The sequence below is a fragment of the Mixta intestinalis genome (assembly GCF_009914055.1).
Classification (GTDB): domain Bacteria; phylum Pseudomonadota; class Gammaproteobacteria; order Enterobacterales; family Enterobacteriaceae; genus Mixta; species Mixta intestinalis.
The window spans coordinates 3,806,212-3,830,794 of the sequence record NZ_CP028271.1 but is presented as its reverse complement, the minus strand read 5'-3'; the positions used below and the strand labels follow the sequence as shown (position 1 = coordinate 3,830,794).

The window sequence follows — 24,583 nt, the reverse complement described above, 5'->3', positions numbered from 1 at the left end:
AACTGACCGGGAAACCGGCGTCAACGAACGGGACAGAAGAGATAACTGACAGAACGGTCCATCGCCGTTACTGAAACGGCGATATAATCTGCGAGGTATAGGCCTGGCTGCATTTTTTACCGTTATGCAGCGAAGAGATGCCTTTTTTCAGTACGTCCAGCCGCGCTTCCAGCGCCCGACTTATTTCCGCTTCGTTATTTTGCAGCGAGGTCAGCAGCGTGCCGAGCTGCGCTTTTTCATCGGCGGAGAGCGTTTCCGGCACCTGCTCCAGCACCGCGCCTAAATTCACAATGTAATCCTGCGCCAGGGTGACGAAATCATCCCACTGGCCCTGTCTGGCCATGACCAGCATGGCCTGGTTCATCTCATAAAGCGTGTTGTAATCTTTATTTAGCGGTTTGCTCATAACTTGCCCGTATTAGCGAGGTTCAATTTCTTTCCATGTCTCGGCGATGTTCATTAAGATTTCATCAACGTGCGCCAGCGGCGCGGGATCGTTATTGAGATTCGCCTGCAACAGCGTGCGCGACATGTAGCTATAGAGCGCTTCCAGATCGCTGGCGATCTGCTGCCCTTTTTCATGATCCAGCGCGGAACGCAGGCCGTTATCGATGATGTTAATGGCTTTAGAAATCATTTCGCCGCGGCGGGCGATATTGCCGTTTTCAAAATAGAGCTGCGCCCGCACGATAGCGCTGTGCGCGCCTTCGAAAAGCATGGTAATCAGCTGATGCGGCGTCGCACCTGCCAGGCGGCTTTGAAGATCGACCTGGGCATAGGCGCGAATTCCCTGTTTGGCGTACATTATCGTCTCCGTAAAAGAATAAGCAGGCAGAGAACCTGCTTACGCAAACTCCATTGGTTAACCGATGGTGGATAAGACAGCGGTTAGCTGATTGCTCAGGTTATTAAGCTGCGACATGGTGGAGTCCAGATTCTGGAACTGCACGCGGTAGCGCTCGACCTGCGCATCGATCAGCTTCTGCGTTTTATCAATCTGCTCTTTAACCAGCTTAACCTGTTCATCAAGGCTGTCGGTCATACCCTTGATGAGACCATCTTTCTTGTTTTCCGTATCACCCACATACTTGGTAACGGTCTCGCTCAGTACACTAGCCAGGCCTTCGCTATCGCCGCGTCCCTTGAAAATGCGCCCGACTTCTTCCGGGTTATCTTCAATCGCCTTATCCAGCTTTTTCTCATCCAGCGTCATCTGTCCGGTGGCGGCGTCGATTTTAATACCGAGCGAAGCCAGTGAATCATAATCCGCGCCGCTATCACCATATACGCCATTTATTGCCGAGCGCAGTTCACCCACCAGGCTACGTAACGTGCCATCGCCCATCAGCGCGCCGTTTTCTGAACTGGTCGTCGCAACCTGATCATCTGTTAAACCAGAAGTATCTTTAGGCACATATTTACTGGCGGCTGAGGTCTGCGTCAGCAACGCGTTATATTGCTTGACAAAATCCTGCAGGGTAGACTTGATCGCCGTGTTATCCACATTGAGCGTCAGCTGTTCCGAGGCACCGTTTTCAGACACGCTTTTCAGGTTTAAGGTTACGCCCGTGATGATATCGGAGATGCTGTTGCTGGAGCGGGTGTATTTAATGCCGTCTACCGTCAGCTCGGCATCCTGCGCCTGCGCGATGGAGATCATCTTATCGCCGCTGGTAGTGTCATTCTCATCGGACTTGCCGCCTTTTGAGGTATTGAGGATATTCGCCAGCTTGTCATCACCCTCTACGTTCACTGACATTTCACCGTCGGTGCCGGTGGTACGAGAACTTAATACCAGTACATATTCTGAACCGGTGCGCTGCACCGAGGCACGCACGTCGCCATCCTCTTTATTAATTTTTTTGGCGATCTGCTCAAGCGAGGTTTCGTCATCTTTCAGGGTTACCTTGACCTCTTTGCCATTTTTCTGGGTGATGGTCAGGGTGCGGCTGCCGCCAGCCTGTTCACCCAGCTGTGTTTCATTGCTGGTCTGGCCCGCGGTTTTTAGCTTATGGCCTGTCGCCAGCTGCGAAACGGTAACGCTGTGGGAATCGGCGTCCGCGTCTGAGGTTGCCGTCGCCTGAAAAGCTTTGTTGTCGCTAACGGTAAGGGTATTAAAGGCTTCCCCGCTGAGCTTTTTGATAGTGGTTTGCAGGCTGGAAAGCGCGCTGGAAATTTTTCCCCAGGCGGAAATTTTGTTTTCGTAGCTGCTTTTTAAGTTGGTGTAGGGGTTGAGACGAGTCTGCTCTGCCGTTTTCATCTGCGCCAGCATCGTCGCCGTATCCAGTCCAGAACCGATGCCGAGGGAAGATAGGGTTGCCATATTATTCTCCTTTGAGGATTTATTCTTGCCTGGTCTCTTTTAGCTATCGGTATAAACCGCGTGAAGATAAATCTTTTTCGCGCCAGCTATTGATTGAATATGCCCCTTTAGCGATATTTTTACAGCATTTTCTTATTTTAGTTAACAGTATATTATTTTTTAGTGAATATACTGTTTATCATTAAGGATGATTTTACTGACCCACTTAATAAATAAAGCACCTTCGCCAGGGTAAACGGAATTATGTCACTTTTTTACAAACATCTAACCGCTTATTAAAAGCCGTTGCCGCAGGCTTTTATCCGCTTTGATCATTACAACTGCGTTTACCAAAAATGTTTCCTGCTACGCTGCATTTATTTCTTCGCCTGGATTTTGCGCAACAAAGAAAATTCCTGCAAATATTTTTTTAGAGAATTTTCGTAGTGCCGATATTTTTAATATGCGCTTGTCAACGCATCATCAAATTGCATGGAAACTGCAATCAAAGACAACAAACCTATATATGAGGGAAAAACATGTCACAGGTGATTAATACCAATGCCCTGAGCCTGATGGCCCAGAATAACCTGAACAAATCGCAGAACTCTCTGGGTTCAGCTATTCAGCGTCTTTCTTCCGGTCTGCGTATTAACAGTGCAAAAGATGACGCCGCTGGCCAGGCGATCAGTAACCGTTTTACCGCCAGCATCACCGGCCTGACTCAGGCATCCCGTAACGCTAACGATGGTATTTCTATCGCCCAGACCACTGAAGGCGCGCTGAACGAAATCAACGACAACCTGCAGAACATCCGTCGTCTGACCGTACAGGCTTCCAACGGCACCAACTCTGAGTCTGACCGTGTTTCTATCCAGGACGAAATCAACGAACGTCTGGCAGAAATCAACCGTATTTCTGAACAGACCGAATTTAACGGCGTTAAAGTTCTGAGCAAGGATCAGACGCTGAGCATCCAGGTTGGCGCTAACGATAGCGAAACTATCGATCTGAGCCTGAAGCAGGTTAACGCTGAAAAGCTGGGTATGGATTCCTTTAACGTCGGCGACTACTCCGATCGTATTGATTACGGTAAAGAACTTGCCGTAGATATGGAAGTTACCCAGGGCGGTAACACCGGTAAACTTACGAAAGAGAACATCGATGACATCAAAGACGCGGTGTTTGAGACTGGCGGCTCAGGCAAAATCACACTTTCTGACGATGGCGTTATGCGCGCAGTCGGTACCAAAGCAGACGGTACTGAAGTCAGTACAGAAATTACTATAGCTGTAGATGCAACATCTAAGGCGGTTACCCTTTCTAAAGGCAACGATTTTGTCGATCCGACCAGAGTAATGCTGAAAACCGTCGATAACGCGCTGAAAGACGTTGACGCCATGCGTTCTAACCTGGGTGCGGCACAGAACCGTTTCGCTTCTGTTATCAGCAACCTGGACAGCACCGTAAACAACCTGTCTGAATCTCGTTCACGTATTCTGGATGCGGACTTCGCTTCTGAAGTTTCCAACATGAGCCGTGCTAACATCCTGCAGAGCGCAGGTACCACCGTACTGGCTCAGGCCAACCAGGTACCGCAGAACGTACTGTCTCTGCTGCGCTAAGGTTTATAACAGGGCTGACGCTCCCTGCTTTACCCTTTCGCTCCCTGCCGGCAACGGCGGGGAGTTTTTTTATGGGGCGCTCTCCGGCGGTTATAGCGCAAAGAGAGAAAGCGGCTAATGGCAGGCAGTACGGTGGACGCTATAAACCGATAAGAAAGAGAGCGGGAAACATAGACAGGCGGCAAAAAAAAGCCGCGCGGGGCGCGGCTCTGAAGACGTGATTACAGCGTTTCGTTAACGCTTTTTTCAACCAGCTCCATCTCTTCGCTGGTCAACAGTTTTTCGATATCCACCAGGATAATCATTCGTTCTTCTACCGAACCCAGCCCCAGCAGATAATCGGTGGAAAGCGTCACGGAAAAGTCAGGCGCGGGCTTAATCTGTTCCGCACTCAGCGACTGCACGTCAGAGACGCCGTCCACCACAATACCCACCACCCGCTGCGCCAGGCTCAGGACGATCACTACCGCCTTGTCGCTGTTTTTCTCAACGTTCAGGCCAAACTTAATGCGTAAATCGACGATCGGCACAATCACGCCGCGCAGGTTGGTCACGCCGGTAATAAAATCGGGCGTATTGGCGATGCGGGTAACCCGTTCGCAGCCGCGAATTTCCTGCACCTTTAATATTTCGATGCCGTACTCTTCTGCTCCCAGCGTAAACACCAGGTATTCATTGCCGTGATTATCAGTGGCCATTTTTGTTCCGGATGTGGAAGAGGTCATTTAGCTTATCCTTAAACAGTGAACGCCTGTCCGTTTTTAGCCGCGACACGCTTTGTTTTACACAGTTTCGCCAGCGCCGCGACGTCCAGAATCAACGCCACGCTGCCGTCGCCCAGAATAGTTGCGGCAGAGATGCCGGGCACCTTGCGATAGTTAAGTTCCAGATTTTTCACCACAACCTGATGCTGACCAATCAGCTGGTCAACCGTCAGGGCGTAGCGCGCGCCGGCGCTTTGTAAAATCACCGCTACGCTGTCATTGATATCGGCAGTTTCTTCACCGTTACCAAAGACATATTGCAGGGTAATCAACGGAATATACTCGCCGCGCACCTGAAGCATCAGCTCGCCGCCCGCCATGCGGTAAAGGGATTTTTCCGTCAGTTTTAATGATTCCATTACCGCACCCAGCGGCAATACATAGGTTTCATCGCCCACGCGAACCGACATGCCATCGAGAATCGCCAGGGTCAGCGGCAGGATAATGCGAATCGTCGAACCTTTGTTCTGCCAGGAGGCGATCTCAACGTGCCCGCCCATTTCCTGGATATTACGTCGCACCACGTCCATGCCGACGCCGCGTCCGGAGACGTCGGTCACTTTTTCCGCAGTGGAGAAGCCAGGCGCGAAAATCAGCATCCAGACATCTTCATCGCTCATGTTTTCATTGACGTTGAGGCCCTGCGCCTGGGCGCGCGCGAGGATTTTCTCCCGGTTCAAACCGGCACCGTCATCGCTGACCTCAATCACAATATTGCCGCCCTGATGTTCGGCTGACAGCGTAAGGTTACCAATGGCAGATTTGCCCTTCGCTATACGCTCATCGGCACACTCAATGCCGTGATCCAGGCTGTTACGCACCAGGTGCGTCAGCGGATCGATAATGCGCTCAATCAGGCTCTTATCCAGCTCCGCCGAGCCGCCAACCAGCGTCAGCTCGACCTGTTTGTTCAGCTTATTGGCCAGATCGTGCACCAGGCGCGGGAAGCGGCTGAAAACATACTCCATCGGCATCATGCGAATCGACATTACCGATTCCTGCAAATCGCGCGCATTGCGCTCCAGCTGAGCGATACTGTTCACCAGCGTGTCATGGGCCGATGGCTCCAGCCCAACGGCGAGCTGCGAAAGCATGGACTGCGTAATAATCAGCTCGCCAACCAGGTTGATAATTTGATCGACTTTCTCTACCGCGACACGAATGCTGTTGGATTCCGCTGCCGGTGCGCGCGTTGCCGGCCTGCCCGCAGCAGGCGCACGGCTTTTTACCGGCGCAGCGGCGACAGCCGGTTGCGCAATACTATCTACTGCGGACTCTTCCGGCTGAGCCTCGCCTGGCGCAGCGCCGGTGGTAATAGCAATCTGTTCCGGTTCGAGAATAAAGCAGAGTACCGCCTCGATATCATCAGCGCTGGCGGTCGTTTGCAGCGTTACCTGTAGCCGATCGCCTTCCTGTTGCTGGCTGAGCACCGTGCCGAGGTTGGCCAGCTCTTCAGTCAGCAGACGCGCCTCCTGCTCTTTTACCTTCAGCAGGGTGATATTCAGGCAGCCGCCATCCGCCGCCGCCGCAACAGCAGCAGGCTCAGAGGCCGTTTCAGGCGCAGATGCAGCCGGTGCGGGCGTGGACGCCGCGTCTCCCTGTTTGCTTTGCAGAGCGATCTGCCGCAGGGCTTCGCAAATATATTGAAAACTTTGCTCATCAGGTTCCTGAGAAGATTTATAGGCATCAAGCTGATCTTGCATAATATCTTTACTCTCCAGAAACAGATTAATGATGTCGCTGGTCAGTCCTAATGCACCACAGCGAGCGTCATCCAGCAGGTTCTCCATTAAATGCGTTGTTTCCTGCAATATTTTAAAGCCAAAGGTCCCTGCACCGCCTTTAATTGAATGCGCCGCGCGAAATATGGCGTTCATCATCTCTTTATCGGGAGATGTCGCATCCAGCTGCAGCAGATACTTTTCCATATCGGCCAGCAGCTCATCGGCCTCATCAAAAAAAGTTTGATAAAAATCGCTTACATCCATATTTTTTAACCTTACCCTGATTTAATTCGCAAGCGCGGCGGCAGCCTCAACGGGTTGAGGCGTCATTTTTAATTCAGATTTGATCGCTTCGAGCGATTCATTTTCAGCGACGTTTTGGATTAAGTTATCATCCCTGATAATGGCTTTTGCTTTATTCTGGGTGAGCACCAGAATACTAATGCGGCGGTTAATTGGACTATCCGGCGCGGTATTATCCAGCACCATGGAATCGGCTGTCCCAATCACCCGCAGGAATTTATCTGGTGAAAGGCCCGCGCTAATTAATGCCCGACGTGAAGCATTAGCGCGATCGGCGGAAAGCTCCCAGTTGCTGTATCCCACGTTGCCGTTGGCATAGCGCAGCGAATCCGTATGGCCGGTCAGACTGATGCGATTCGGCAGCTGATTCAGCAGCGGCACCAGCGTATCGAAAATAATCTTCAGATGTCCTTCCAGTTCTTTACTGCCCAGCTTAAACATCGGGCGATCCTGACTGTCGATAATCTGTATCAGCAGACCATTTTCCGTTAACTGAAGCCGCAGGTTTGACTGGAAGTTACTTAAACGCGGATCGCTTTTAATCATGCTCTGGAGGCGATTGCGCGTTTTCTTCAGGCGCTTGAGGTCTTTATCATTCTCCGCATCACGCGGGCGAGATTTTTTCACCTCGCCTTCTTTCTTTTCCATATCCTCGCCGCCGCCTGGAATCATGCTGTCGCTCATGCTGACCTGGCTACCCTGCGTCAGCGCCACGCGTAGCGGCATTTGGAAATATTCGGCAATTTTGTGACGCTGCTGCGGCGTACTGTTCGCAATCAGCCACATCACCAGAAAGAAAGCCATCATCGCCGTCATAAAGTCAGCGTAAGCGATTTTCCACGAGCCGCCGTGGTGGCCGTGCCCGCCTTTTTTACGCTTGCGAACGATAATGACAGGATGTTTTTCTTTACTCATGGCGCGCCGCCTTCGGAGGCGTTAGTGGCGGCAGATTTCACCTGTCGGACATGCTCTTCCAGTTCCAGGAAGGTAGGACGCTCGGTGGAGTAAAGGATTTTACGCCCAAATTCAATCGCGATCTGCGGTGCGTAGCCGTTCATGCTGGAGAGTAGCGTCACTTTAATGCACTGAAACATTTTGATTTTTTCACTGCTTTTCTGACGCAGCAGCGCGGCCAGCGGCAGAATAAAGCCATAGGCCAGCAGAATACCGAGGAAGGTGCCTACCATAGCATGCGCGATCAATTCGCCCAGTTCGGCGGCGGGACGATCGGCTGCCGCCAGCGCATTTACAACGCCCATTACCGCCGCAACGATACCAAAGGCGGGGAAGGCGTCACCTACGGCGTTCAGGCTGCTGGCAGGAACATCCAGCTCGTGCTCGCAGGTTTCAATCTCTTCATCCATAAGCGCTTCAACTTCATGCGTACTCATATTGCCGCTGATCATCAGGCGCAGATAATCCACGACGAAGTTCATTAGCAGCGTATCGCCAAGCAGGCGTGGATAGGCAGAAAATATCGGGCTGTTTTGCGGCTCTTCGATATCGTTTTCCAGCGACATCATGCCGTTCTGTCTGGCTTTAGCAAGCAACAGAAACATCAGCGCCATTAAATCCATATAAAGCGCTTTGTTATATTGCGACCCTTTAAACAGGATCGGAAAAGCCTTCATCGTTGCGGATATAGCTTTGCCGTTATTGCCGACAATAAAGGCGCCCACACCTGCCCCGCCGATAATCAGAAGTTCAGTTGGCTGGTAGAGCGCCCCAAGCTGTCCGCCAGAAATAACAAACCCACCAAAGACGGTGGCAAAAACAACCACATAACCTAAAATAACCAGCACGCTAACTCCTTAGTACCGAAACGCCTGTTTAATTCTTTTACTGCGGATAAAGCGCGTTGCAGGCGCTGACGTATCGTATGCCGCAGATACGCCATTAACGATTCAGTCCTTCTTGTCATCAACGCTAAAGCCCGTTAGAGAGTGATCAACCCGCAATGTCATAGCTTTCGCACTTCTTCGCCGCGCGTGACGGCGGGCTGCATAAACTACAGGTAAATGGATCTTTGGCATGTTCATGGGTGACAATAAAGCCACCGTGACAGGCCACACATGAGGTGCGCTCAATCATGCCGCAATCAATAAAGCGCAGCAGCGTCCAGGCGCGGGTTAATCCCAGCACCGGTTTTTCATCAGGTTTAACCGGACACTGCTCAAGGTAAAGACGATAGGCTTTAATTAAGGCTTCTATCGGACGGCAGTTTTCGGTTTTTTTAATAAAAAGATAGATGTTATAGAACATCGATGAATGGATATTCTGTTCCCATGACATAAACCATTCGGCGGAAAAAGGCAGCATACCTTTTGGCGGCGGGCAGCCACGAAGTTCTTTATAAAGTCTTAATAGTCTTCTGCGGCTTAAGCTAATCTCACTTTCCAGCACCTGCATTCTGGCACCGAAGGAAATAAGTTCCATCGCCATCTGAACTTCTTTAATTTCATCCAGGATACTTTTTTCAGTCATAATTCTTTTTCCATCAACAGGTTGGATGGTTTTGCTCAGAGAGTGAGTTGAGCAGTTCGGTGGACAATATAATGCCGGTATGTATTTGCTGCAGAGCGTCAATACGTGACGCTTTCGTCAGACAATCAATTACCGCTTTATCATCTACACGCAGACGACAGATCAGCTGACTGGTTGACGCCATCTTGATGAGTTGGGGCAAAGAAAGTTCGCTAAGCGTATCGAGAATGCTGGTATCCAGCCCCAGACGAAATCCTGCCGCAAACTTATCTTCACGAATAAGTCTTTGCGCCAGAAGGAGATAGGTAAGATTAAGATTATGGATACTTTGTAACTGGTCGTTTGAATCTGGCTTGTTCATATACGCTATTCCACATTGAGTTCATGTTAAACAATCCTGCTTGTTATGATTTGGTAACAAGCAATAGATAAGATCCAAACAATATGGAATGTCTATGTTATCCTCAGACGTAAATGACGGTAATTACTCGCATTTACGCGCTGGGTAAGTCAGGCAAGGTGACACTAATAATAGTAAGGCGTTGATATGAGATGTTAATTGCCTTCCTTAACATCCGGAGGACTATTTCCTGATGCTGGCATATTCAAGACATTTCCTATTTGGCACTCGATTATCATATAGCCAACCAACACATTTCAAGGTTTTTTTAATCTACATTTAATTATCTTATTAGCTTTCAGGTTATCAAAGTTACAATGCCTAATTTGGGTAAGATAAAAAAACGTAGTTATCATTAACCAGCGAATTAAATTCGCAGAAAACAGTGCCCGCTGGTTAACAACTTAATTACTACTTAGCGAAATTTCTTACTACTCTTAACAATTTCCTCATTTGGCTGTAATCGAGAACGTAATCTTTTTACTGCCTGACTGTGTAGCTGGCTTACTCGTGTTTCCGTTATTCCCAGAATCTCACCAATTTCCTTCATATTCAGCTCTTGCTGATAATAGAGATTCAGTAACGTCTGTTCTCTTTCTGGTAGCTTTTTGATTTCATCGCTGATTTTACTGACCAGCCTTATTTTAGTCGTTTCGTTTAGCGGATTGAGTTTTTCATGCTGCGTATCAGGCTGCTCAAAGCGATCCGCCAGTTCTTCCTGCAACTCATCCAGTGAACAAATCTGACTGGTATTGGTATCCGTCAGCATTTGTCGATACTCTTCCAGCGAAACATTCATCGCCGCCGCAACGTCGGCCTCTTTTGCCGCCTTTCCCGTTGACTGCTCAATACGATGAATAACCGCAGCTATTTCTCTGGCGTTGCTACGAATACGCCGAGGCACCCAGTCACGTTCACGCAGTTCATCAATCAATGCCCAGCGAATACGCTGCGTAATATAGGTGCTAAAAACGATCCCTTTTTTCGGATCGTAATGATCGATTGCATTGAGAAGGGCGATGGCGCCAGCCTGTACCAAATCATCAAGCTCTACGCTACCGGGCAAACGTACCTGGAGTCTTAACGCTTCATGCCGAACCAAAAAAGCATATTTTTTCCATAGCGCGTTTTTGTCTACCATACCCTCTGGGGTATATAATCCATTCACAATGACATCGTCCATCCTGTCATGGGTAATATACCGATTATCTTTCATCGTCCAGAGTAAACATAGCCCGATAAAGCCTTACGAATTTGCGTAATTCGCTTAATTAACGCCTTTTTCATGACTTTACCGGGTTGCTTAGCTAATCAAATCGTTGGAAAGACAGTGGATTAAAAACTTTCCCATTCATCCTCGATTTTAATTTGATCCAGCTCAGTCTTTTTTCGCTTTTTCTCACTCTTAACCGGTGATTTTAATAATGGCCTGTTTAATACCCTTGTCTTATTTTCACTTCCCTTCAGACGAATATGCGCCACCATTTTTCCCAATGAGTCAGCATGAGCTTCCATATTTAACGCCGCCGCTGCCGCCTGCTCCACCATTGTGGCATTTTGCTGCGTTACCAGATCCAGCTCATTTACCGCCTGGGCGATTTGGTTAATACCGGAACTCTGTTCATCAGAGGCAGAGGCTATTTCCGACATAATGTCTGTGACTTGGGTAACAGACTGAATAATATTTTGCATTGCCGTTCCCGCCTGCTCAACTTCCTGCGAGCCGGTATGCATATCCGTAACGCAGGTATTAATCAGCATGCGTATTTCTTTTGCCGCATCGGCGCTGCGCTTCGCCAGATTACGTACTTCACCAGCAACAACGGCAAAGCCGCGTCCCTGTTCACCCGCTCGCGCGGCTTCAACTGCGGCATTCAGCGCCAGAATATTGGTCTGGTTGGCAATGCTGTCAATCACGCTGTTGATATCGGCAATCTGACGCGAGCTAACAATAATCTTACGCATGATTGCATCCAGGCCGTCCATGACCTCACCGCCATTTTTGGCGCTGCCGCTGGCGCTTTCGGCCAGCTGGCGGGCGGTGTGCGCGTTGTCCGCATTCTGGCGAACGGTAATTTTCAATTCTTCCATACTGGCCGCCGTCTGCTGTAGCGCGGAAGCCTGCTCTTCGGTACGGGAAGAGAGATCGTTATTGCCGCTGATAATTTCCTGCGCGGCGCTATTGATCTGATCAACACCGCTGCGAATCCCGGAAACGGTTTGCGTTACCCACTGACGAAGGTTTTCCAGCTCGATAAACATCTTGCCGATTTCATTATTTGCGCCAACGGTAATTTCTTCATCCAGCCTGCCGCTTGCCATCACCTGGAAGGTTTCCACCGTTTTTTCCAGACGCTGGAACAGCTCACGCCGTAACCAAAGACGAATCAGGATAATCAAACCAATCGCGACAATACCCGCAGCAATTGCCAGTACGTTGTACTGGTAGTGATGCTCATGCGCTTCCTGATCGAACTGCGCTATCAGCATGCCAAACTGCGTGCGGTAATGTTCCAGCCCGCTATCAAACTCTGCCCGCGCCGCTGAAATATTTTCTATATCCTCCAGCGCCTGGTGGGTATAGCTGATTTGCGTTAAACGTTTCGCGGCAAGCGTCAGCAGCTTATCCGCGCGTTGCTTTAAAACAAGGCTGTCCCTTTCGGTTGTTGTTCCCTGTTCCGCCGCAATAAAACGGCTTAATTCCGTCTGTGCCTGCGCAATCGACGATTTGGATTGCGTAGTTAGCTGTGGATCGAGCGGTTTACCTTCGCTTGCCGTTAAGGTTAATGAATAAAGCGTTTCCAGCGCATCGTTAATATGATCGACCGATGTATTAAGCAGGCTGAACCTTTCACCCAACGCGACAAATTGCTTAAAATGTTGATCGGATTGCGAGACGCTGTAATAGCCGTAACCCAGAACGCCGAACAGTAAAAAAATAAAAGCAAAAAAAGCGGCATTAATGCCGGTGGCAATTTTTATATTTTTGAGCATAGATTATCCTTAACCTTACTGCCTGACTTGTTATTGTGTTGTAAAGAGTAGACTGTCCTTCCTTAACAGCCCTTCACGCCTTAGCGTAGCATGTTAAAGAGCGACAATTGCTGCATGGACTGAAACACCATAAAAGAAGATTGCAAAGCGAATTCAGATAATTTTGACTGAGTAACCATGGTGCTAAAAGCATCAGTACCGTTGCCCAGTGTTTCTTCCAGACGCGTCTGAAGATCAATTTTGTTAGTTTCGGAACTGAGTCCCAGCATTTCCAGCTGTTGCAGGTTCGTCCCTATTGACGCCTGCACCTTACCTAAATTATCGATATTCTTCTTGATAGCGATATTGGACTTATCCAGCGTCTGCTGAAGTTTTTCACGTCCGGCATCATCGTCGATCGGTTCACGCAGCGCGGTAATGGCATTATCCAGCGCGGTAAAAAGATCGTGTTCTGAGCCGGAAAGGAAAACGTCATCGCCGGTAAAAGTCACCTGCATGTCGGTGCTGTCTGCCACCCGCTGCGTCATCGGCGTTGTGCCGCCGACGTAAGTACCATCCTGCTCGAAAGGTGCTTTACCGGTGTTATAACCGGCAAAGATATAGCGCCCGTTACTGTTGCGGCTGTTAGCCAGATCCATCAGGTTATTACGAATACCTTCCAGCTCCTGAGCCAGCGCCGCGCGGTCTTCCGCCGTATAGGTGCCGTTGCCGCCGGAAACGATCTTCTCTGACAGATTTTTAGTTAACAGATTGCTGACGGAGTTCAGGACGTTATCCTGCTGACCCAGCATATCTTCGGCATACTGACGCGCGGTGTCATATTGCTCCAGCTTCGCCAGAGAATTCTGATAAATAATTGCCTGAGAAGAGGCTGCCGGATCGTCTGAAGGTTTCAGTATCATCTGTAAAGAAGATAAACGCGTATAGTCATCGTGATAGCGATTCATCGCTGATGATAATTTATCGATTTGGCTCTGATACTGATAAAGTGAGCTAATTCGCATATTTTTTCCTTTTCGCGCTCTTATTGACAGCCTTTTTCTTTTGCAGGCAATGAATTAACGGATACTTAACAGCGAATCAAAAATAGTGGTCGCCGTTTGCAGGACCTGTGCATTAGCCTGATAAAACTGAGAATACATTTGCAGCTTCATATACTCTTCCATCGGATCAACACCCGATACGCCCTGTTTTTCTTCCAGATAGCGATCATAAACATCGGACGCGACCGTACAGTCTCCTTTCAGCGAGCTGGTACTGGAACCAACGGAGCTGACCAGGCTGGCATAGGCTTCGGTTATTGTGGCTTTGCCGATGAGCGCCTCATCTTTAATCGCGATCAGATTTTTAATATTTTCGTTGTTGCTTTCTTCATCAACGTTATCAGAGCTGGAAGCGGCAATCTGATCGCCACTTTTGATCGCGACTTCGATATTTTCAGCGGCCCCGCTGGTCGGGTTAAAAGTAAAGCTGTCACCCGGTTGCGGCGTGCCCTGCGGTTCGATAACGATACCGTCAAAGCTTAATTTCCCGTTATCGATGGTTGGTTTAATTTCTTTTCCGCTACTGTCGGTAATTAACCAATCATCCTGGCCCGGCCCCTGGTAAACCACTTTGTAATCCTGCGCTTTCACCTGGGCAATCGCTTTATTACCATCTTTATCTTCGATAAAGCGGATATCCAGCGTGGCATCGCCGCTGTTATTGCGGTTTACCAGCGCTACCGGATCGGCGATGTTAAAAATATCGCCGCCTTTTTCACCGTCGATATCCCAGCCCGCGCGGTTAACCTCATTGAAACGGTTGCCCATTTGCAGAGCGAGCTGGTTAAGCTGGTTGCGGGCGCTAACTAAATCTTCATTGCGGAACTTAAACAGGCCGCCCAGCGTACCGGTGCTGAGTTTGTCTTCATCCAGCTTGACGCTGTTACCAGACGCATCGATATAAGAGACTTCCAGCTTTGCCGGATTCGCATCGGAAGTTGATGTTTCCAGCTGGCTGTAACGATCGCCATTGACCAGCGACAGGCCGTTTGACAGCGCCACGCTGACTTCGCCGGTCGAGAGGTTTTCATCAACTTTGATACCCACCAGACCACTGAGCTGGTCCAGCAATCGATCGCGCTGATCCAACAGATCGGCAGGCTGACCGCCGGTCTGGGAATGGATTTTATAAATTGCGGCATTAACCGTCGCCAGTTCCTGAGCGCAGGAATTAATCTGATCGACAGTTTGGTTAATCTGGGTATTGGTGCTTTTTTCCAGCCCGTTCAGGGTACGGGCGGCCGTCTGGAACTGATAGGCAGTAGATTTAAACTGCGACATCGCTTCCTGGCGCGCAGCCATGCTGACAGGATCGCTGCTGATTTTTTCCAGTGCGCTGAAAATACCGTTGAGCGAAGTAGAGATATTATTGCTCTTGTCGCCCAGCATATTATCGATCTGTTTTAGCTGTTCATAGCGGCTGGCTAACGCGCAGAATTCGGTGCCAGAGGTGCGCAGCTGATTATTAATGAATCCATCGTAGGCGCGCTGTACGCCGTTAACCTGTACGCCATAGCCAAAAAAGCCGTTACCGGTCGTTTTACCACCCGCTTCGCCCAGCACGATATTTTGTCGGCTGTATCCTTCGATATAGGCATTATTGAGGTTATTGCCTACTACGTTTAACGCGTATTGAGCCGAGCTCAAACCGCTTTGCGCCAGATACATGAGATTCATAGATCACCCGCGTTCCATTAATGCGAAAATTCGTAAAAAATAGAGTTCAGAAACAGCCTTATATATATATCGGCGTATCAGAAATTTGCTAAACCCCATTTTGTCAAAATATTGAATTCAGATCGTTTTTATAAACTTTGGCAGCCTGTTTAATATTTGTTTTTATTTGTTGCATAATATCGATCAATTTTTTGGCATAATTTGGATCGGTAGCATAGCCGCCTTTTTGCAATGCGTGAGCCGCCTGCTCCGGCGTTTTCGCCTGCATCACCGGCTGGTAGCGATTATGGCGTACCAGCAGCGAACTATAGTCATGCAGCGCCTCGGCGTAAGAGCTGTAAACCCGGAAGGCCGCCTTAACTTTCTGCGCCTTGCCGTTGATATATTCAGTTGTGGTGATTTCCGTGGTAGCGCCTTTCCAGTCCGGCGTCGCTTTGATACCGAACAGGTTGTAGCTCGGCTGGCCATTCTGCTGACGAATTTCCCGGTTGCCCCAGCCGGACTCCAGCGCCGCCTGCGCCAGGATCAGCTGATGCGGAATACCCGTGCGCCGCGAAACATCCATCGCGGGCGACAGCAGGCGTGAGACAAAACTGCCGCCTCCGGTGGTTAACGAGGCGGCGGGCGTGACGGCGGGTAGCGGCGTGGTTTGCTGGCTCAGCGTGCGTTTTGGCAACGCCTGACGCAGCGACAGCGCCACCGGCGTACCGCCGGACGTTTTTGCCGCCTCGCCGCCCATCTGCTCGACCAGCTTATCGGCCAGACCCAGTTGGCCCTGTGCCGCTAAATCCTGCGAGAGCTGCTGATCGTACATGGCGGTAAACATTTCGGTCTGCTGTGAATTAAACAGGCCGTCTTTAAAGCTGGCATCCCGCATGCTTTTCATCATCATCTGTACGAACAGGCCTTCCATCTGCTGTGCCGCAGCGCGTAAGCCGCGCTGCGCATCCTGTTTCGCTACCTGTTTCAGCTTATCGAGCGCGCGGGCGTCAAACGCCGCGCTCTGCGTCATCAACGAACTTTTCATCAGTTCATCTCCAGTTTCGCATTCAGGCAGCCTGCGCTTTTCATTGATTGCAGTATCGACATCAGATCGTTTGGCGTAGCGCCCAGGCTGTTCAGCGCCCGGATAACGGCGTTCAGATCGGCGCTGGTGTTCACCCGTTGTAGCGAGCCGCCCTGTTCACGCAGCGAAATTTGCGTATCGGGCACCACTACCGTCTGCCCGCCTGCCAGTGGCGTATCCGGCTGGCTGACCTGGTTGGTCTGAGAGATTTCCACCGACAGGTCGCCCTGTGCCACGGCGCAGGCATCCAGCGTGACGTGGCGGTTGATAACCACCGAGCCGGTACGGGAGTTAACAATTACGCGAGCCTCAATCGGCCCGGCTTTAATCGGAATATCCTGGATACCCGCAAGGAAGCGCACTTTTTCCGCGCTGCTGATCGGTGCAAACAGTTTAATAACGCGGGCGTTTTCCGCCATGGCGACACCACCACCGTAGCGGCGGTTGATTTCATCGCTGATGCGTTGGGCAAGGCCAAAGTCTTCCCGGTTAAGCTGAAGACGCAGCACATTTTCCGTACCGAACTGGGTTGCCACTTCGCGTTCAACGGTTGCGCCGCCGCTGATGCGAGCGCCGTTAAGCTGATTAACCTGTACCCGGCTGCCGCCGCTTTGCGCTCCGGCACCGGAAACCAGCAGGTTGCCCTGCGCCAGCGCGTAAATTTGATTGTCCACCCCTTTCAGCGGCGTCATCAGCAACGTACCGCCGCGCAGGCTTTTGGCGTTACCCATTGACGAAACCACCACGTCGATTTTTTCCCCTGGACGGGCAAACGGCGGTAAGTCAGCGGTAACCATCACTGCGGCAACATTCTTTAGCTGCATATTGGTGCCGGGCGGAACGGTAATGCCCAGCTGCGACAGCATATTGTTCAGGCTTTGGGTGGTAAACGGCGTCTGCATCGTCTGGTCACCGGTGCCATCCAGCCCGACAACCAGACCGTAGCCCAGCAGCGAGTTGCTGCGCACGCCCTGTAATGTGGTGAGATCACGAATACGTTCCGCATAGCCTGACGGAATTAACAGCAGGCTCAGACAGAGACAGAGCGCATTCAGAAAAGCGCGATGCGATAGCATTTTCATAAGCCGCCCGTCATAAAGGTGAAAGATTGAGGAACAAACGCTGAAGCCAGCCCATCTGCTGCGCCTCGTTGATATAGCCGGTTCCTGAGTACTCAATACGGGCGTCAGCCACCTGGGTGGAAATGACCGTATTGTTGCCGCTGATGGTGCGCGGGTTGACGACGCCGGAAAAACGGATGTATTCGGTGCCCTGATTAATGGCGATCTGTTTTTCACCCACTACCGCCAGGTTGCCGTTCACCAGCACCTCCCGAACGGTTACGGTAATGGTGCCGCTAAAGGCGTTTTTAGCCGCCGCGCCGCCTTTGCCGGAGAAATCGTTATCGCCTTCGATAGAGGTATTTGCCCGATCGCCACCGAATAGCCCGCTCATAAAGCGCGGCATGGCGCTGAAGCCCAGCCCCACCGAGCCGCCTTTAGAGGCATTAGCCGAAGAGCTTTTGCTGGCGCTGACGTTTTCCTGTAGCAGAATGGTGAGCGTATCGCCGACGTTGCGCGGTCGCCGATCTTCAAACAGCGGCTGATAGCCGTAGTTCATCGCCTGGCCTGTCTGAAATATCGAACCGTTCACCATCGACGGCGCAGACGGCATCGGGCTGGCGCTGGTAACACCGTTCACTAACGGCTTATGAATATAAGTACCGCAGCCTGACAGCAGTGTACCCAGCATCAGCAACGCCGACAGGCGAACCGGAGAGAACAAGGCGCGGTGGAGAGAGGCTTGACGCGCGGCGGGTCGTGCGGATACAGGCGGATTTATCATGATATTCACTACGGTAAATACGGTTAAAAGCGGGCGCGGCCAGCAGACCGCCGCCCTGCTCCCGCTACGATCAGATTTGTGCCAGACGCTGAAGCATCTGATCGGAGGTGGAGACCGCTTTGCTGTTGATTTCATAGGCGCGCTGCGTCTGAATCATATTGACCAGTTCTTCCGCAACGTTCACGTTGGAAGTTTCCACGTAGCCCTGCTTCAGCGAGCCGCCGCCGTTCAGACCCGGCGTGGTTTCATTCGGCGCACCGGAAGACTGTGTTTCGCGATAGAGGTTTTCACCAATACTTTCCAGACCAGAATCATTGATAAAGGTCGCCAGCGTTAGCTGCCCTACCTGCTGCGGTGCGGTCTGCCCCGCCTGGGTAACGCTGACCAGGCCATCGCTGCCAATGGTCAGGGTGTCGGCATCCTGCGGCAGGGTAATTGCAGGCTGGATCGGGTAGCCGTTAGCGGTTACCAGCTGGCCGTTCTGATCGATCTGAAACGCACCGTCGCGGGTATAAGCGGTAGTGCCATCCGGCAGCAGGACCTGGAAAAAGCCCTGCCCGCTGATCGCGACATCTTTAGAGTTACTGGTTTGCGTCATGCCGCCCTGGCTATGAATACGCTCGGTGGCTACCGGACGAACGCCGGTGCCCACCTGCAAGCCAGAAGGGATTGTCGTCTGTTCTGAAGATTGCGCGCCCGGCTGACGCAGCGTTTGGTAGAGCAGATCTTCGAATACCGCGCGCTGGCGCTTAAATCCGTTGGTGCTGACGTTCGCCAGGTTATTGGTAATGACGTCCATATTGGTCTGCTGTGCTTCCAGACCAGTTTTGGCAATCCATAAGGCTCGCATCATGGCAGGCTTCTCCTTGCCGGTTATTAACTCATGCTAAGCAGTTGATTAGCATTTTTTTCGTTTTCATTGACGGCGGCGATCACTTTCATCTGCATATCGAAGCCGCGCGCCGTGGAGATCATCTCCACCATCGCTTTTACCGGACTGACGTTGCTGCTTTCCAGCGCGCCGGGCATCAGACGCAGCTCAGGATCGGCAGGCAATACCGGATTTTCCTGCTGGGCAGGATCGACATGGAACAGGCCGTCATCGCCATTGCGCAGCAGATAAGGCTGCGCGGTGACGGTTTTCAGCCGTCCTACCAGCGCCAGCGCGGTAGGCTCATCGCCTGCGCCTAACGCCGTAACGGAACCATCCGGCGCGATAGTCACCTGCGCCTGCGGCGGGATGGCAATCGGGCCACCATCGCCTATCAGCGGGTAGCCTTTGACGCGCAGCTGCCCTTCGCTATCGACTTCAATATTGCCGTCACGCGTATAGGCTTCACCGCCGTCAGGCAGCTGTACCGCCAGCCAGCCGTTTTGCGGCATCGCCACGTCCAGGCTGCGTCCGGTCTGGTTAACCGCTCCCATGGTGTAATCGTTGTAGGGCGTGGATTCCGTCACCAGCACGCGCGTGGCATCGGTAGGGCCATTAACCGGCACCGCGCGATAAGCCGTAAGCTGCGCGCGGAAACCGTTAGTGGAGACATTCGCCAGATTGTTCGCCGTGACAGCCTGCCGATTAAGTGCGGCATTCGCCGCACCCATGGCAGTGTAAATTGCGCGATCCATAGCTTTCCGCCGTTAGCCGAGGTTCACCAGCGTCTGCAACAGTTCAGACTGGGTTTTGATCGTCTGCGAGTTGGACTGGTAGTTACGCTGGAAAACGATCATGTTCACCATTTCCTGGCTCAGATCGACGTTAGACGCTTCGACCTTACCGCCATACAGATTACCCAGGTTGCCGGTACCGGCTACACCGATCGCTGGCTGCCCGGAAGCAGGGGTTTCTGTCCAGCAGTTGTTACCGCTGGAAGCAAGCCCGCCGGCGTTAGTAAAGTTCGCCAGCACCACCTGGCCCAGCAGCTGCTGTTCGCCGTTGCTGTAAGAGGCCATAATCTGACCGTTATCACCGAGGGTATAGCCGTTCAGCGTACCCGGCGGATAGCCCGTGGTGCTCGGGTTATCCATCGCGGTAGCGGTCGCCTGCTGAGTCATACCCGCCATATTAAGCTGGAAATTAAGCGCTTCCGCACCGTTATAGGCGGAGCTGACGACGCCAACCTTCGCGGGATTGGTGGTGAGCTCACCGGAGCTGTTAAAGCTGATTGTGGCTTCCTGGTACTGCACTTCGTCCGCAGCGTTAGTGACCGGCGCGGTAGTATCGTTGGTGTAGACTTTCCACTCGTTGTCGCCGGTTTTCACGAAGTAAGCTTTAATCGTGTGGCGATTGCCGAGACTGTCGTAAGCGGTAACTTCTGATACCGAGTTGTAGCTGTTGCTGTCATTTGGATCGAAAGGCAGGTTAGGATCGATGGCCTTAGCGCCGGAATCCAGGTTACCTTTCATGGTGCCCTCGTCAGAAGCACGCGCCGGCATCTGGCCGGTTGGAATCTGAATCGGGCCTACCGCAGCGCCAGGTTGAATGGCGGGCGGTGTACCGGACGCCTGATAGCCGGTAAGCTGTAACCCCATGTCGTTGACGATATAGCCGTTTTCATTAGTTTTAAATTGGCCGTTACGGCTGTAGTAGACCTGGCCACCTTCACCCACCAGACGGAAAAAACCGTTGCCCTGGATACCCATATCCAGGCTGCTGCTGCCCTGGCTCAGCACGCCGTCGTTGAAGTTCTGTTTAACCCCAGCAACCTGCACACCCATACCAATCTGGGAGCCGGCAAAAACGTCGGCAAAAGAGATAGAACCAGATTTAAACCCAACGGTTTGGGAGTTGGCAATGTTATTGCCGACAACGTCCAGCGCCTGCGACGCTGCGTTAAGCCCACTAAGACCTTGTGAAAAACTCATTCGTAACCTTCCTGGCTGCTAACAATCAATGCTGAAACAGACATTACTTAACTAGATAGATATTACCCAGGCCTGCGGTACCATCGACACCGAGCTGCAGAATGGCCTGGTTCTGAATAAGGGCAACGCCTTCAACCTTGGCTTGCTTAAGCGAAAGAATGACCGGAGAACCCTGAGCATTCGTTGCGCTATAGGTAACTTTGTAACTTTCGCCATTATCGAAGCCTGGCTTCGCTGGCTGAAAACCGGTCAAATCGTCGAGGCTGTATTGATGTACGCCCGCCTTCACATCTTTTAACTCGGCGGTATAGCTGTTACCGGCGCTATCGGTCAGCACCACTTTGACGCTGTCAGCATCGCTGCCCAGCGCAAAAGCAAATTCGCCGTCTTCAGTTGTAATGTTGGTATCCCCTTCGATCAGGACAGTACGTCCAATCCACTGGGTAGTATTTAACTGCAACATATCTGATATCACGCCGCCTACCGCACCCACCGTACTATTCAGCTGCTGAACGCCTGCGGCAGTATTAAACTGCGCCATCAGCGAGGTCAGCTGGTTGTTATCCATGGGATTGGTCGGATCCTGGTTCTGCATCTGCGCTACCAGCAGATTCATAAAGTTATTGGTGATATCTTCAATCGAGGAACCATTGGTGCTGGTAGCAGTGGCGTTATTGGTGGCAGCGTAATTAGTGGTAACTGGCGAAACGGCCATTTCAACTCTCCTTATTGACCGAGCGTCAGTGTTTTCATCATCATCGCCTTGGCGGTGTTCATCACTTCCACATTGGCCTGATAGCTACGTGAAGCAGAAATGGTATTGACCATCTCGCCTACTACGTTGACGTTTGGCATACGTATATAGCCTTTGGCATCCGCCAGCGGATTACCCGGTTCATAGACCAGGCGATCCGGCTCATTGCTTTCCACAATTTCGCTGACCCGCACGCCGCCAATTTCCTGGCCGGCTGCCCGATCAACCTGGAAAACAACCTGACGCGCACGATAAGGCGTACCATCCGGCCCGGCAACGCTGTCAGCATTTGCCATATTGCTGGCGCTGACGTTCAGCCTTTTTGACTGTGCCGTCAACGCCGATCCTGATATTTCAAAGATGCTGAATAAAGACATGATAATTAGCCCTGACCAATAACGCTCATCATCCCTTTAATCTGGGAACCGAGTATGGTTAAACTGGTTTGATATTTAATGTTATTGTCAGCGAAATTAACCCGCTCACGATCCATATCAACGGTATTGCCGTCAGCGCTTGGCTGATCGGGAATCCGATATAATAATTCGGTCTGGTTAAACACCGTCGCCTTCGCCGGAATATGTCCGGAGGAGGTCAGGCTCAGCGTCAACGGCTCAGTACGTTGGCGTTCCTGAGCCACGGCCTGTTTAAGCTGCTGAGAAAAATCGATATCCCTGGCTAAATAACCCGGCGTATCGGCATTTGCGATATTCGAGGCTAAAATATCCTGCCGGCGGGTGAGTAAACTCAACGCTTCCTGCTGAAAAAATAGTGCCTTATCGAGTTTATCAATCATGACAAGACTGGCCTTTTACACGGAGATTAACGCAGAGGACTATATAGGCGATCGTAAATAATCTATACCTTGAAAATAAGACAAATATTATAGCTTTTAAACGACTAATTAGGAAAAAGAGCGCTATCCATTTAAATGGCGACATTCATACCACTATTTAAACCATTTATTTATGTCAGGTTAGCGCTACACTACGGAAGACTTAGGCGAATAAATCATCTTATTCTCAATTATACTCACCGGGCCGGAATTAGCATGAAAACCAGATGTTATTACTGGCGGAAAATATTATTACCTTTATTTTTCATCTCTTTTACTTTACCGGCACAAGATAATAATGATTCGCTGACAGTAAAAATTAATCAGCTATTGAACGGCAGCAGCGATCGAAGCCAGCAACATATTACGCGCCGTGCGGTGCTGTTAACCGCCCCGGAGAAGCTGACAGCGCTATGCAACGAGCCGCAGCTTTCCCTGAGCGGTGGTCAGCGTCTGACCGGCAACAGAACGGTAGTGGCGCAGTGCGGTGATAAAAAAACCTTTATCCAGGTACGGATTGAGGCGGAAGGCAGCTGGTGGGCCGCCGCACGCGACCTGAAAGCGGGCAGCGTACTGAGCCAGCAGGATCTGGTCAGGCGTAGCGGTTCGCTGGCCAGCCTGCCAGCAGGCGTGCTGACGCAGCCGGAACCGCTTACCGGCGCGGTATTAACCCGTGCGTTACGCGCCGGGCAGCCGCTAACCGAAAGCCAGCTGCGTAAAAGCTGGCGTATTAAGCGCGGCGATGAGGTTGACGTTATCGCCTACGGAGCGGGTTTTCATATCGTCGCCAAAGGCAAAGCGCTGGATAACGCGGCGGTTAACGGAACGATACGGATACGGATGAAATCGGGTCAGCTGGTAAACGGCAGCGTCAGTCAGGACGGCAGCGTGCGGATAAATTTATAGTAATATCTTTAGTTACCCGGAAAAATACCGATATTGATAATAACGCAAGATATTAATCACACAGGTTTCGGAGTATACATTATGAGTATTAACCATCCGCTGAAAACGCAACCTGTTACGCCAGCCCAGATTCACCAGGAAATAAAACTGACCCAACGGCATCTGGCGAACAACGCACAAAAAACCACCAGCACGCCGCAACAAAACAGCGAGGTAAAACTCAGCGCGCTCACGCAGCATATTAAAGATGATACCTCACAGGATATTAATATGGAGCGCGTACAACAGATTAAACAGGCTATTCGTAACGGCGAACTGCAAATGGACAGTGACAAAATCGCCGATGCGCTGCTGCAACATATCCTTAGCGAGTAATAACACCGAAACGAACATGGAAAATCTGGTAACCACCTTAGAAAAATTGCAGGAAGCACTTCACGAACTGGAAACGGTGCTGGCGGAAGAAGTTAAGCAGCTAAGCGGCGCGCGCGTCGATCCGATTGCGCTCCAGCATCTTTCTGATGCGAAAAGCCGCCTGCTGTCAACGGTAGCCTTTCACGACGAGCAGAGAAAGAAGGAAGAAGATCGTCTGCAACTGTTTGCGCCTTATACCGCTCAGGCGGCACTGGCGACACGCTGGGAACAGATGACGAAGGTGATTAAAAAATCCAGCGAGATGAATTATCAAACCAGCCAGCTGCTGGAAATGCATATGCAGAAAGCGCAGAAATTTGCACGTGCGATGGAAAAAACAGCGGTAGCAGCACCGAAGCTCTATAACGCGGGCGGTCAGTCTGAAAATAAAGGCGCGTCACGTTCTTACAATATTATTATATAAAAGTAGTGATCCTCTCTTGTGCGATTTGCCAGCTTTTCTTTGCGGAAAAGCTTTTTTTTTGCCACATCGAAATGACTCGCTAATTCGTCTTAACTAACGCAGCGGCGTTTATCTCTCTGACTTTTCCTGAATTGGTCCTACCAAAATCACCGCTTTGTGAT

The 24,583-nt window shown here is 51.0% G+C and carries 26 protein-coding genes; 4 read left to right on the top strand and 22 right to left on the bottom strand.

The genetic code is table 11. The features are described from left to right. Positions 1–67 precede the first annotated feature (67 nt). Genes C7M51_RS17830 through fliD form a run of 3 tightly spaced genes read right to left on the bottom strand, consistent with a single transcriptional unit; the run spans position 68 to position 2,323 of the window. Positions 68–406 (bottom strand): flagellar protein FliT, encoded by a 339-nt coding sequence (locus C7M51_RS17830; protein WP_244323756.1) that lies wholly within the window; start codon positions 404–406, stop codon positions 68–70. Positions 407–418: 12 nt separating this feature from the next. Next, positions 419–805 carry a flagellar export chaperone FliS gene (fliS, locus tag C7M51_RS17825; protein WP_160622890.1) on the bottom strand — a complete coding sequence of 129 codons (387 nt, stop codon included), beginning with the start codon at positions 803–805 and terminating at the stop codon, positions 419–421. Between the two features lie 57 nt (positions 806–862). Further along, positions 863–2,323, bottom strand: coding sequence for a flagellar filament capping protein FliD (gene fliD, locus C7M51_RS17820; RefSeq protein WP_160622889.1), 1,461 nt, complete (start codon positions 2,321–2,323; stop codon positions 863–865). 518 nt (positions 2,324–2,841) lie between these two features. Here fliD and C7M51_RS17815 point away from each other — a divergent pair. Beyond that, positions 2,842–3,927: a FliC/FljB family flagellin gene (locus tag C7M51_RS17815; protein ID WP_160622888.1), complete on the top strand. Its 1,086-nt coding sequence runs from the start codon at positions 2,842–2,844 to the stop codon at positions 3,925–3,927. Positions 3,928–4,148: 221 nt separating this feature from the next. On the opposite strand, the gene C7M51_RS17810 is transcribed toward C7M51_RS17815, so the two are convergent. From C7M51_RS17810 to flgB, 19 genes are all read right to left on the bottom strand, one after another. Next, the gene (locus tag C7M51_RS17810) at positions 4,149–4,652 is read right to left on the bottom strand and encodes a chemotaxis protein CheW (protein ID WP_141177388.1); all 504 of its coding nucleotides are present in this window, start codon (positions 4,650–4,652) and stop codon (positions 4,149–4,151) included. 11 nt (positions 4,653–4,663) lie between these two features. Further along, entirely contained in the window at positions 4,664–6,679 is a 2,016-nt protein-coding gene (gene cheA / locus C7M51_RS17805; RefSeq protein WP_160622887.1) for a chemotaxis protein CheA, read from the bottom strand. Positions 6,680–6,700: 21 nt separating this feature from the next. Next, positions 6,701–7,633, bottom strand: coding sequence for a flagellar motor protein MotB (motB, locus tag C7M51_RS17800; RefSeq protein WP_160622886.1), 933 nt, complete (start codon positions 7,631–7,633; stop codon positions 6,701–6,703). Beyond that, positions 7,630–8,520, bottom strand: a complete 891-nt coding sequence (gene motA / locus C7M51_RS17795; protein ID WP_160622885.1) for a flagellar motor stator protein MotA — start codon at positions 8,518–8,520, stop codon at positions 7,630–7,632. The genes motB and motA overlap by 4 nt, the downstream gene beginning before the upstream one ends. A 145-nt stretch (positions 8,521–8,665) precedes the next feature. Next, positions 8,666–9,202, bottom strand: a complete 537-nt coding sequence (gene flhC / locus C7M51_RS17790; RefSeq protein WP_160622884.1) for a flagellar transcriptional regulator FlhC — start codon at positions 9,200–9,202, stop codon at positions 8,666–8,668. A 13-nt stretch (positions 9,203–9,215) separates the two neighbouring features. Then, entirely contained in the window at positions 9,216–9,563 is a 348-nt protein-coding gene (gene flhD / locus C7M51_RS17785; protein ID WP_141177393.1) for a flagellar transcriptional regulator FlhD, read from the bottom strand. Between the two features lie 454 nt (positions 9,564–10,017). Continuing rightward, entirely contained in the window at positions 10,018–10,770 is a 753-nt protein-coding gene (locus C7M51_RS17780; protein ID WP_160622883.1) for an RNA polymerase sigma factor FliA, read from the bottom strand. Positions 10,771–10,937: 167 nt separating this feature from the next. Further along, a complete protein-coding gene (locus tag C7M51_RS17775; protein ID WP_160622882.1) occupies positions 10,938–12,596 on the bottom strand; it encodes a methyl-accepting chemotaxis protein in 1,659 nt (552 codons plus the stop codon). Between the two features lie 80 nt (positions 12,597–12,676). Beyond that, positions 12,677–13,600: a flagellar hook-associated protein FlgL gene (gene flgL, locus C7M51_RS17770; protein ID WP_160622881.1), complete on the bottom strand. Its 924-nt coding sequence runs from the start codon at positions 13,598–13,600 to the stop codon at positions 12,677–12,679. Between the two features lie 54 nt (positions 13,601–13,654). Then, positions 13,655–15,316: a flagellar hook-associated protein FlgK gene (gene flgK / locus C7M51_RS17765; protein ID WP_160622880.1), complete on the bottom strand. Its 1,662-nt coding sequence runs from the start codon at positions 15,314–15,316 to the stop codon at positions 13,655–13,657. A gap of 103 nt (positions 15,317–15,419) precedes the next feature. After that, entirely contained in the window at positions 15,420–16,343 is a 924-nt protein-coding gene (gene flgJ, locus C7M51_RS17760; protein ID WP_244323755.1) for a flagellar assembly peptidoglycan hydrolase FlgJ, read from the bottom strand. After that, the gene (locus C7M51_RS17755; protein WP_425280982.1) at positions 16,343–17,464 is read right to left on the bottom strand and encodes a flagellar basal body P-ring protein FlgI; all 1,122 of its coding nucleotides are present in this window, start codon (positions 17,462–17,464) and stop codon (positions 16,343–16,345) included. The genes flgJ and C7M51_RS17755 overlap by 1 nt, the downstream gene beginning before the upstream one ends. Before the next feature lie 10 nt (positions 17,465–17,474). Beyond that, the gene (locus C7M51_RS17750; RefSeq protein ID WP_244323754.1) at positions 17,475–18,134 is read right to left on the bottom strand and encodes a flagellar basal body L-ring protein FlgH; all 660 of its coding nucleotides are present in this window, start codon (positions 18,132–18,134) and stop codon (positions 17,475–17,477) included. Between the two features lie 163 nt (positions 18,135–18,297). Next, entirely contained in the window at positions 18,298–19,080 is a 783-nt protein-coding gene (gene flgG, locus C7M51_RS17745) for a flagellar basal-body rod protein FlgG (RefSeq protein WP_160622878.1), read from the bottom strand. A gap of 23 nt (positions 19,081–19,103) precedes the next feature. Next, entirely contained in the window at positions 19,104–19,853 is a 750-nt protein-coding gene (locus tag C7M51_RS17740) for a flagellar basal body rod protein FlgF (RefSeq protein ID WP_160622877.1), read from the bottom strand. A 12-nt stretch (positions 19,854–19,865) separates the two neighbouring features. Continuing rightward, positions 19,866–21,089: a flagellar hook protein FlgE gene (flgE, locus tag C7M51_RS17735; RefSeq protein WP_160622876.1), complete on the bottom strand. Its 1,224-nt coding sequence runs from the start codon at positions 21,087–21,089 to the stop codon at positions 19,866–19,868. A gap of 43 nt (positions 21,090–21,132) precedes the next feature. After that, positions 21,133–21,804: a flagellar hook assembly protein FlgD gene (locus C7M51_RS17730; RefSeq protein WP_160622875.1), complete on the bottom strand. Its 672-nt coding sequence runs from the start codon at positions 21,802–21,804 to the stop codon at positions 21,133–21,135. Positions 21,805–21,815: 11 nt separating this feature from the next. Next, entirely contained in the window at positions 21,816–22,220 is a 405-nt protein-coding gene (gene flgC / locus C7M51_RS17725) for a flagellar basal body rod protein FlgC (RefSeq protein ID WP_160622874.1), read from the bottom strand. A 5-nt stretch (positions 22,221–22,225) separates the two neighbouring features. Beyond that, on the bottom strand, positions 22,226–22,639 hold the full coding sequence (gene flgB, locus C7M51_RS17720; RefSeq protein ID WP_160622873.1) for a flagellar basal body rod protein FlgB: 414 nt from the start codon (positions 22,637–22,639) through the stop codon (positions 22,226–22,228). Between the two features lie 255 nt (positions 22,640–22,894). On the opposite strand from flgB, the gene flgA reads away from it, so the two are divergent. From flgA to C7M51_RS17705, 3 genes are all read left to right on the top strand, one after another. Then, positions 22,895–23,584, top strand: a complete 690-nt coding sequence (flgA, locus tag C7M51_RS17715; protein WP_160622872.1) for a flagellar basal body P-ring formation chaperone FlgA — start codon at positions 22,895–22,897, stop codon at positions 23,582–23,584. Positions 23,585–23,665: 81 nt separating this feature from the next. Next, positions 23,666–23,959, top strand: a complete 294-nt coding sequence (gene flgM / locus C7M51_RS17710; protein WP_160622871.1) for a flagellar biosynthesis anti-sigma factor FlgM — start codon at positions 23,666–23,668, stop codon at positions 23,957–23,959. Positions 23,960–23,975: 16 nt separating this feature from the next. Next, positions 23,976–24,422 (top strand): flagella synthesis protein FlgN, encoded by a 447-nt coding sequence (locus tag C7M51_RS17705; RefSeq protein ID WP_160622870.1) that lies wholly within the window; start codon positions 23,976–23,978, stop codon positions 24,420–24,422. The last annotated feature ends 161 nt before the right edge of the window (positions 24,423–24,583 follow it).

What these genes read in the sequence shown, in the direction of transcription:
- C7M51_RS17830 (WP_244323756.1), bottom strand. Translation starts at nt 406, where the DNA reads ATGAGCAAACCGCTAAATAAAGATTACAACACGCTTTATGAGATGAAC.
- fliS (WP_160622890.1), bottom strand. Translation starts at nt 805, where the DNA reads ATGTACGCCAAACAGGGAATTCGCGCCTATGCCCAGGTCGATCTTCAA.
- fliD (WP_160622889.1), bottom strand. Translation starts at nt 2,323, where the DNA reads ATGGCAACCCTATCTTCCCTCGGCATCGGTTCTGGACTGGATACGGCG.
- C7M51_RS17815 (WP_160622888.1), top strand. Translation starts at nt 2,842, where the DNA reads ATGTCACAGGTGATTAATACCAATGCCCTGAGCCTGATGGCCCAGAAT.
- C7M51_RS17810 (WP_141177388.1), bottom strand. Translation starts at nt 4,652, where the DNA reads ATGACCTCTTCCACATCCGGAACAAAAATGGCCACTGATAATCACGGC.
- cheA (WP_160622887.1), bottom strand. Translation starts at nt 6,679, where the DNA reads ATGGATGTAAGCGATTTTTATCAAACTTTTTTTGATGAGGCCGATGAG.
- motB (WP_160622886.1), bottom strand. Translation starts at nt 7,633, where the DNA reads ATGAGTAAAGAAAAACATCCTGTCATTATCGTTCGCAAGCGTAAAAAA.
- flhC (WP_160622884.1), bottom strand. Translation starts at nt 9,202, where the DNA reads ATGACTGAAAAAAGTATCCTGGATGAAATTAAAGAAGTTCAGATGGCG.
- flhD (WP_141177393.1), bottom strand. Translation starts at nt 9,563, where the DNA reads ATGAACAAGCCAGATTCAAACGACCAGTTACAAAGTATCCATAATCTT.
- C7M51_RS17775 (WP_160622882.1), bottom strand. Translation starts at nt 12,596, where the DNA reads ATGCTCAAAAATATAAAAATTGCCACCGGCATTAATGCCGCTTTTTTT.
- flgL (WP_160622881.1), bottom strand. Translation starts at nt 13,600, where the DNA reads ATGCGAATTAGCTCACTTTATCAGTATCAGAGCCAAATCGATAAATTA.
- flgK (WP_160622880.1), bottom strand. Translation starts at nt 15,316, where the DNA reads ATGAATCTCATGTATCTGGCGCAAAGCGGTTTGAGCTCGGCTCAATAC.
- flgJ (WP_244323755.1), bottom strand. Translation starts at nt 16,343, where the DNA reads ATGAAAAGTTCGTTGATGACGCAGAGCGCGGCGTTTGACGCCCGCGCG.
- C7M51_RS17755 (WP_425280982.1), bottom strand. Translation starts at nt 17,464, where the DNA reads ATGAAAATGCTATCGCATCGCGCTTTTCTGAATGCGCTCTGTCTCTGT.
- C7M51_RS17750 (WP_244323754.1), bottom strand. Translation starts at nt 18,134, where the DNA reads ATGCTGGGTACACTGCTGTCAGGCTGCGGTACTTATATTCATAAGCCG.
- flgG (WP_160622878.1), bottom strand. Translation starts at nt 19,080, where the DNA reads ATGATGCGAGCCTTATGGATTGCCAAAACTGGTCTGGAAGCACAGCAG.
- C7M51_RS17740 (WP_160622877.1), bottom strand. Translation starts at nt 19,853, where the DNA reads ATGGATCGCGCAATTTACACTGCCATGGGTGCGGCGAATGCCGCACTT.
- flgE (WP_160622876.1), bottom strand. Translation starts at nt 21,089, where the DNA reads ATGAGTTTTTCACAAGGTCTTAGTGGGCTTAACGCAGCGTCGCAGGCG.
- C7M51_RS17730 (WP_160622875.1), bottom strand. Translation starts at nt 21,804, where the DNA reads ATGGCCGTTTCGCCAGTTACCACTAATTACGCTGCCACCAATAACGCC.
- flgC (WP_160622874.1), bottom strand. Translation starts at nt 22,220, where the DNA reads ATGTCTTTATTCAGCATCTTTGAAATATCAGGATCGGCGTTGACGGCA.
- flgB (WP_160622873.1), bottom strand. Translation starts at nt 22,639, where the DNA reads ATGATTGATAAACTCGATAAGGCACTATTTTTTCAGCAGGAAGCGTTG.
- flgA (WP_160622872.1), top strand. Translation starts at nt 22,895, where the DNA reads ATGAAAACCAGATGTTATTACTGGCGGAAAATATTATTACCTTTATTT.
- flgM (WP_160622871.1), top strand. Translation starts at nt 23,666, where the DNA reads ATGAGTATTAACCATCCGCTGAAAACGCAACCTGTTACGCCAGCCCAG.
- C7M51_RS17705 (WP_160622870.1), top strand. Translation starts at nt 23,976, where the DNA reads ATGGAAAATCTGGTAACCACCTTAGAAAAATTGCAGGAAGCACTTCAC.